Here is a 1,115-nt window from a genome sequence, read left to right as displayed (position 1 = left end):
CCCCCGAGGCTGCTATGTCGTGTCAAGCCGCTTGAGCGAGTTCTTCGGCATCGACGAGTTGGCTTCCCTCGGCACGTTCGAGGATCTTGAAGATCTGGCGGCAGACCACCCTCTTGAGGCATCGCTGCGCGTCACGGGCCGTCTTCCCTTCTGCGATCTTGCGTGCGACGTACGTCTTCGTGGAGGGATCGAGTCGCATCCGGATGAGGGTGATGGTGTGCATGGCCCGGTTGAGCTGCCGGTCGCCGCTGCGGTTGAGTCGATGTCGGTTGGTCAGCCCGGAGGAGGCAGGGATCGGTGAGACGCCGGCGAAGGAGGCGAAGGCGGCTTCCGAGCGGAATCGTCCCTGGTGAGACCAGCTGACCAAGATCTGTGCGGAGGTGATCGGTCCGACTCCGAGCAAGTCGAGGAGTTCGGGGGCCTGTTGGCGGACCAGGGCGAGGATCTCGTTCTCGAGTTCCTTGGCCTCGGCCTGCAGTGCCTGGATGCGTTGCGCCGTGGACCGCATTGCCCGCGCCGTCATCCGGTGCTCAATGTTCTGCGCCGGGCGGTCGCGGAGGTGAGCGCAGTGGGTGATCTGGGCGGGGCGCTTGAGCTTGCGCAGTTCGGCGCGGAGCTCGTCCGGCGCGGAGACGATCAGGGCCTTGAGCTGGTTGATCGCGGCGGTGGAGGCGAGGACCGCGCCGTGACGAGTGGCAAGCAGCACCCGCAGTGCCTCGCGTTCGCCGCGGAGGCGGGGCTGGATCAGATGCTCGGTGGCCAGGGCCTCCTTGGCGGCCCGGATCGCGTCGAGCATGTCGGTCTTGCGGCCACCGCGGTTGGCCGCTCGTTTCGGGCGGCAGACCTCGACGACCTGCTCGCCGGCCTGCCCCAGGAAGGCCGCGAGTCCGGCGCCATAGCTGCCGATGCCTTCCAGGGCCCAACAGCGGCGGCCGGGAACCTGCTGGCGGGCGAAGTCCAGCAGACGCCGGTAACCACGGGCGTTGGCCGGGGAATCGGTGCTGGCCAGGACAGCGCCGATGGGGCTGACGGCGGCTGCGGCGAGCGTGTCGCGGTGGGTGTCGACGCCGATGACGCCGTCGACGTGTTCTGCGAGCATGGTCATGCGGTTGTTC

1 protein-coding gene is annotated in these 1,115 nt (G+C 68.2%); it reads right to left on the bottom strand.

Features of this window, described 5'->3' with window-relative positions; all coding sequences use genetic code 11:
- Positions 1-22: 22 nt before the first annotated feature.
- The coding region (locus tag ABZT06_RS50615) for an IS110 family transposase (RefSeq protein ID WP_355756737.1) at positions 23-1,115 on the bottom strand (1,093 nt) is incomplete at its 5' end.

Source organism: Streptomyces sp. NPDC005483 (assembly GCF_040606035.1).
In the GTDB taxonomy this organism is placed as follows: Bacteria; Actinomycetota; Actinomycetes; order Streptomycetales; family Streptomycetaceae; genus Streptomyces.
The sequence above is the reverse complement of the archived record's forward strand: the minus strand, read 5'-3'. Positions and strand labels throughout refer to the sequence as shown.